We start from the raw sequence: 6,732 nt of genomic DNA, 5'->3' as shown, positions 1-6,732 counted from the left end.
CCGTTGCTACACCCTCATCTGCGATGAGCCACTTAAGATCATTTTCAGCCCGGAGAGTATAGGCGAAAGTACTGGTTTTCGGGGCTGTCGATACTCTGCAGTGAGGTGCATTGTCATGGCGAAGAAAGTTCAAGAAATTCTGGTCGATGATTTGGACGGATCACCAGCCAAGGAGACTGTTCACTTCGGTCTTGACAGCAGGTTTTACTCCATTGACCTCTCGGAGGAGAACGCCAAAGAGCTCCGCGACACGCTCAAGAAGTACATCCGCAAGGCCGAAGCCGTCCCACCGCCATCACCGCAGAATGAGGCCAAGAAGATCCGCGAATGGGCGGTCGCGCAGGGCTACACTGTCGCCAAGCGGGGTCGCCTGCACCGCGACATCGTCGAGGCTTACCGCAACGCCAAGAAACGCTGACTCGCTCAGCCCAAGCGGACACTTCAGCGGAGGTATCACGAGCCGGCGCTGAGGGGCCTTCTTTTCCCTGTGGCGAACAGGCAGGTGAGTCCACGGCAACTAGCCGTAGCCTTGGACTCTCGGAAGACAATGCTGTAGGGAGCGTCAGTTGGCTATGTTTGAGAGATTTACTGACCGCGCACGTCGCGTCGTTGTGCTGGCCCAGGAAGAGGCCCGCATGCTTAACCACAACTACATCGGTACTGAGCACATTCTGCTCGGGCTGATCCACGAGGGTGAAGGTGTCGCGGCGAAGGCGCTGGAGTCATTGGACATCAACCTCCAGGGTGTGCGTGAAAAGGTGCAGGAGAAGATCGGACCGGGTCAGAACGCCCCCTCCGGACACATCCCTTTCACCCCGCGTGCCAAGAAGGTGCTCGAGCTCTCGCTGCGTGAGGCACTTCAGCTCGGGCATAACTACATCGGTACTGAGCACATCCTGCTCGGGCTGATCCGGGAGGGCGAAGGAGTCGCCGCGCAGGTCCTGGTGGAGATGAACGCCGATCTCAACAAGGTCCGCCAGCAGGTTATCCAGCTGCTCTCCGGATACTCCGGAGGCGAGCAGCAGGAGAAGGCTGGCGCCGGAGTGGGCCAGGGCGGAGCCTCGGGCACCCCCGCCGGCTCAGTGGTGCTGGATCAGTTTGGCCGGAACCTCACAGCAGCTGCCCGGGAGGCCCAATTGGACCCCGTGGTCGGACGCGATTACGAACGTGAACGCGTGATGCAGGTGCTCTCTCGCAGAACCAAGAACAACCCTGTGCTGATCGGCGAGCCGGGAGTCGGTAAGACTGCTGTGGTGGAGGGCCTGGCCCAGGCGATCGTCAATGGTGATGTTCCCGAACTGCTGCGTGACAAACAGCTCTACACATTGGACCTCGGTTCGCTGGTCGCTGGCTCTCGGTACCGCGGCGATTTCGAAGAGCGCCTGAAGAAGGTGCTCAAGGAGATCCGCACCCGAGGCGACATCATCCTCTTCATCGACGAGATCCACACATTGGTCGGTGCCGGTGCCGCAGAGGGCGCCATCGACGCAGCCAATATCCTCAAACCGCTGCTCGCCCGTGGGGAGCTTCAGACGATCGGCGCCACCACCCTGGATGAGTACCGCAAGCACATTGAGAAGGACGCGGCTCTGGAGCGCCGCTTCCAGCCGATTCAGGTGGACGAACCCTCCGTGGAGACCACCGTGCAGATCCTGCGTGGTCTGCGCGACCGATACGAGGCCCACCACAAAGTTTCTATCACCGAAGAGGCGCTGGAGCAGGCGGCCAACCTGGCCAACCGGTACATCAATGACCGTTTCCTCCCGGACAAGGCTATTGACCTCATTGATGAGGCCGGTGCCCGGCTGCGCATTCAGAAGATGACCCCGCCGCCAGAGCTGAAGGAATACGACGCGAAGATTGAGGAAGTCAAGCGGGAGAAGGAAGCCGCTATTGATGCCCAAGACTTTGAAGGTGCCGCTCAGTTCCGGGACAAAGAACACAAACTTGTTGAGGAGCGGAGCCAGAAGGAGGAGGCCTGGAAGTCGCGCTCGATGGACGAGATCGCTGAGGTTGACGGCGACCTGATCGCGGAGGTGCTGGCCTTCTCCACCGGGATCCCGGTCTTCAAGCTCACCGAGGCGGAGTCCGATCGGCTCAAGCGCATGGAGGAGGAGCTGCATAAGCGGGTCATCGGCCAGGATGAGGCCGTGAAGTCCCTGTCGCGGGCTATCCGGCGGACCCGTGCCGGGCTGAAGGACCCCAACCGGCCCTCCGGCTCTTTCATCTTCGCCGGCCCAACCGGGGTGGGGAAGACCGAGCTGGCCAAGGCGCTGGCGGAGTTCCTCTTTGGTGACGAGGATGCTCTGATCACTTTGGACATGTCGGAGTTCAGTGAGAAGCACACCGTCTCGCGGCTCTTCGGCGCGCCCCCAGGCTATGTCGGTTATGAGGAGGGCGGTCAGCTCACCGAAAAGGTCCGGCGTCGTCCTTTCTCTGTGGTGCTCTTCGACGAGGTCGAGAAGGCTCACGCGGATCTGTTCAACTCACTGCTGCAGATCCTGGAGGACGGCCGTCTGACCGATTCGCAGGGCCGGGTGGTCGACTTCAAGAACACTGTGATCATCATGACGACCAACCTGGGCACCGGCGAGATCTCCAAGGGTGTGATGACAGGCTTCACCTCCTCCACCGACACCGCGACAAATTATGAGCGGATGAAGGGCAAGGTCAGCCAGGAACTGCGCCAGCACTTCCGCCCAGAGTTCCTCAACCGTGTTGACGACACCATCGTGTTCCCCCAGCTGGAGCAGGAGGAGATCGTCAAGATCGTGGATCTGTTCATGGACCGGCTGCGCAAGCGGCTGGCTGAACAGTCGATGACGGTGGAGATCTCACAGGAGGGTCGTGAATTCCTGGCCGACCGAGGATATGACCCGTCGATGGGGGCCCGCCCACTGCGCCGAGCAATCCAGTCCCTGATAGAGGACCAGCTCTCTGAGCGGATCCTCTACGGTGAGATCCCCCATGGGGCGGAGATCAGCATCGGCATCAAGGGCACCGGGGAGGACCGCGAGCTGACGTTCGACTGGAGAATTCCCACCGACCAGATCGAAGCCGCTGAGGAGCCAGCTGCCATCGAAAGCTGACTCCATCTGAAAGGCCGGGCAGGCACGCCGATCGCGGGTGTCTGCCCGGCCTTCTCTGATCTCCCCGGACCGTAGCGGTGTCCGGGGGAGCGGATACTCTGGAGGCCATGGCGAAGAACAAGCCCTCGGCGGGTTTCGAGTGCTCCGAATGCGGTTGGCAGACCGTCAAATGGGTGGGCCGCTGCCCCGAATGCCACTCCTGGGGAACTGTGGAGGAAAAGGGACAGAAGGGCGCCAAGACCGGTGCCTCCCGCTCGCTGGTTACCCCGGCAAGGACCATTGCCGACGTCGACTCTTCCGTGGCGCAGTTTCGACCCTCCGGAGTCGGAGAGCTCGACCGCGTTCTGGGCGGAGGGCTCGTCCCGGGAGCCGTCATTCTCATGGCCGGGGAGCCGGGGGTCGGTAAGTCCACCCTCCTGCTCCAGGCGGCCGCGGAGGTGGCGCGCCAACACACCTCCCAACCGGTCCTGTACCTCACCGGGGAGGAATCCGCCGCCCAAGTGAAGAAGCGCGCCGAACGCATCGGTGCCGTCGCAGAGGGGCTCTACCTCGCCGCGGAAACCGACCTCGGCCAGGCCCTGGGCCAAATTGAGGAGACCGGTGCCGCCCAGGGCGGCCCGCAGCTGACCATTATGGACTCGGTGCAGACACTGTCATCATCGGAAGTCGATGGTGCCGCCGGCGGCGTCACGCAGATCCGTGAGGTCACAGCGGCCGTGATCGAGTCCGCCAAACGGAAGAACATGACGACGATCCTCGTCGGGCATGTCACCAAAGAGGGCAGCATTGCCGGTCCTCGACTGCTGGAGCACTTGGTGGACGTGGTCTGCCAGTTCGAAGGGGAGCGGCATTCTCGTCTGCGGCTGCTGCGCGCGGGAAAGAACAGATACGGCCCTACCGATGACGTCGGATGTTTTGATCTGACCGAAGATGGACTGGTCTCCTTGGCAGATCCCAGCGGCCTGTTCGTCTCAGCTATGACAGAGCGTGTGCCCGGCACCTGCATTACCATCACCCTGGAAGGGCGCCGACCGCTGACCGCCGAGGTGCAGGCGCTGGTGGCGGAATCCCCCGCCGCGCAGCCGCGCAGAGCCGTGGCGGGCCTGGACTCGCCACGGGTCTCGATGCTCCTGGCGGTGCTGCAGCGGCGAGCCAAGCTGGCCACGCTGATGAAGTCTGAGACCTACGTGGCCACGGTGGGTGGGGTGAAGATCACCGAACCTGCCGCGGACCTCGCCGTGGCACTGGCGGTCGCTTCCGCCACATTGGAGAAGCCGCTGCCAAACCGTTTTCTCGCATTCGGCGAGGTGGGGCTTGCCGGGGAGGTCCGGCCGATACAAGGGCTCAGCCGGCGCCTGCAGGAGGCGCAGCGGCTAGGGTTCACCCACGCGATCGTGCCGCGGGCATCGGAGAAGACCCCCAGTCGGGGCCCCCAGCGCGCGCCCGAGGGTATGAAAGTTCGACAGGTGGGGTCGCTGGCCGAAGCGCTCACGCTGGTGTTGGGAGAAAAGTAAACACCTGGTGCGTTCAGTCGCAGGATGGGGCGTCCATGAGGCCGCCCAATGCCGACTCCTTGCACAACTCGGCGCAGAGTTCGCTGAGCGCACCAGGCACCACGGAGTAATAGGACCACGTTCCGCGCTTCTCACGGGTGAGGAACCCGGCGTCGACCAGTATCTTCAGGTGGTGGGAGACCGTCGGCTGGCCCAGGCCCAGCGGGCCGGTCAAATCGCAGACACAGGCCTCGGCGGACTCCCCACTGGCGATCATGGCCAGCAGCAACAGCCGATTCGCGTCTCCCAGCGCCTTGAACTTGGCGGCCAGCTCAGCCGCGGGTTCAGCTTCCAGCGGCGCAGTTCCGGGCTGAGGCTCGCAGCAGTCAGCACCGTCTCCCACGAGGCGTGCTGCAGCCTCCGGCGAGGTGGTAGTTGTCATCACGGTGCGGGATCCTCCCAGGTCTCAGCTGCTAGATTGACATTCGTCGATATATTGAAGAATACTCGGTGCATCGATAATTGTCGATGATTCTCCGTACAGGTCAAAACGATGAGGGGACCGTGACTACCGCTGACACCCGGGACACTGACGTGGTCCTAGACAAGCTTTCCCCGCTGGACAAGTTCCTGCCCGTGTGGATTCTGGCTGCGATGGCGGCCGGCCTGCTGCTCGGGACGGTCCTGCCGGTCTTCGGCCAAGCGCTGGAGTCGGTCAAGATCGCCGGTGTCTCGGTGCCTATTGCAGTGGGACTGCTGGTGATGATGTACCCGGTCTTGGCGAAGGTCCGCTATAACGAGACGGCACGCGTGATGGCTGACAAGCGGCTCATCGTCACCTCTTTGGCCATCAATTGGCTGCTGGCACCGGCATTCATGTTCGCACTGGCCTGGATCTTCCTCGCCGATCTTCCGGAGTACCGGACGGGGCTGATCATTGTGGGCCTCGCTCGCTGCATCGCCATGGTGCTGATCTGGAACGATCTCGCCTGCGGGGACCGGGAGGCTGCTGCCGTTCTGGTCGCTGTGAACTCGGTGTTCCAGGTGTTCATGTTCGGTGTCCTGGGCTGGTTCTACCTGCAGCTGCTGCCCAGCTGGCTGGGATTGGCCACCACCACCACGGAGTTCTCCCTCTGGGCGATCACCCTCTCCGTGCTGGTCTTCCTCGGAGTGCCCCTCTTAGCCGGGTTCCTCACCCGCACCGTGGGTGAAGCGCGCATGGGTCGCTCCGCCTACGAAGCCAAGGTGCTGCCGGTCATCGGGCCATGGGCCCTCTACGGACTGCTGTTCACCATTGTGGTGCTCTTCGCGCTCCAAGGTGACCAGGTGCTGAGCCAGCCGTTCGAGGTGCTGCGGATCGCAGTGCCGCTGCTGATCTACTTTGTGGTGACGTTCTTCGCCTCAATGCTCATCGGGTGGCTGCTGCGGATGGGCTACCGGCGCTCCACCACTCTGAGCTTCACCGCGGCCGGCAATAACTTCGAATTGGCCATCGCCGTCTCCATCGCCACCTTCGGCGCAGCCAGCGGTCAGGCCCTCGCCGGCGTCGTCGGGCCGCTCATTGAGGTCCCAGTGCTGGTCGGCCTCGTTTACGTCGCTCTATGGGCACGCAAGTTCTTCCCTTCGGCGCAGGAGCCGACGGTCGCCGAACCAACCGCTCAACCCGAGCCCGCCCGTACTTTCTGAGAAAGGCCGCCAGATGCCAGCACTATCCGATGCTGCCCAGAGTCACCACGACCCCAAACCGGCTGTCACCTTCGTCTGCGTGCATAACGCCGGACGCTCCCAGATGGCTGCAGGGTTCCTCCGCGAACTCTCAGCCGGGAGCGTGGTCGTCTACTCCGGTGGCACCAAACCCGCTGAGCAGCTCAACCCCGTGGCTGTTGCCGCGATGGCTGAGGTAGGGATTGACATCGCCGAGCAGTCCACCAATGAGCTCACCGCAGACATGCTGCGCGAGTCTGATGCCGTGGTGACAATGGGCTGCGGCGACGACTGCCCCTACTTCCCCGGGAAGCGGTACGAAGACTGGCCGCTGGACGACCCGGCAGGACAGGACCTGGAGACGGTGCGCCGGATCCGCGACGACATCAAAGAGCGCGTGGAGGACCTGTTGCACTCGCTGCGGCCGTAGGGGCACCTGCCGGCGG

General features: G+C 63.0%; 6 protein-coding genes. 5 read left to right on the top strand and 1 reads right to left on the bottom strand.

What is annotated here, in order from left to right:
• The first annotated feature begins 115 nt into the window (after window positions 1-115).
• The 3 genes from FEF27_RS01520 (at window position 116) to radA (ending at window position 4,603) form a co-directional block, all read left to right on the top strand.
• The gene (locus FEF27_RS01520) at window positions 116-418 is read left to right on the top strand and encodes a histone-like nucleoid-structuring protein Lsr2 (RefSeq protein WP_138169037.1); all 303 of its coding nucleotides are present in this window, start codon (window positions 116-118) and stop codon (window positions 416-418) included.
• A 154-nt stretch (window positions 419-572) separates the two neighbouring features.
• Window positions 573-3,089 (top strand): ATP-dependent Clp protease ATP-binding subunit, encoded by a 2,517-nt coding sequence (locus FEF27_RS01515; RefSeq protein WP_138169036.1) that lies wholly within the window; start codon window positions 573-575, stop codon window positions 3,087-3,089.
• Window positions 3,090-3,196: 107 nt separating this feature from the next.
• Window positions 3,197-4,603 (top strand): DNA repair protein RadA, encoded by a 1,407-nt coding sequence (gene radA, locus FEF27_RS01510; RefSeq protein WP_138169035.1) that lies wholly within the window; start codon window positions 3,197-3,199, stop codon window positions 4,601-4,603.
• A gap of 13 nt (window positions 4,604-4,616) precedes the next feature.
• Here radA and FEF27_RS01505 read toward each other — a convergent pair whose 3' ends face one another.
• The gene (locus FEF27_RS01505) at window positions 4,617-5,024 is read right to left on the bottom strand and encodes an ArsR/SmtB family transcription factor (RefSeq protein ID WP_138169034.1); all 408 of its coding nucleotides are present in this window, start codon (window positions 5,022-5,024) and stop codon (window positions 4,617-4,619) included.
• An 86-nt stretch (window positions 5,025-5,110) separates the two neighbouring features.
• On the opposite strand from FEF27_RS01505, the gene arsB reads away from it, so the two are divergent.
• A complete protein-coding gene (gene arsB / locus FEF27_RS01500) occupies window positions 5,111-6,268 on the top strand; it encodes an ACR3 family arsenite efflux transporter (protein ID WP_138169033.1) in 1,158 nt (385 codons plus the stop codon).
• 13 nt (window positions 6,269-6,281) lie between these two features.
• Window positions 6,282-6,716, top strand: coding sequence for an arsenate reductase ArsC (locus FEF27_RS01495; RefSeq protein ID WP_138169032.1), 435 nt, complete (start codon window positions 6,282-6,284; stop codon window positions 6,714-6,716).
• Window positions 6,717-6,732: the final 16 nt, after the last annotated feature.

The sequence above is a fragment of the Nesterenkonia sphaerica genome, assembly GCF_005771565.1.
GTDB classification, from domain to species: domain Bacteria; phylum Actinomycetota; class Actinomycetes; order Actinomycetales; family Micrococcaceae; genus Nesterenkonia; species Nesterenkonia sphaerica.
Note: the sequence above shows the minus strand (reverse complement) of the source record. Positions and strands in the feature narration are given on the sequence as shown.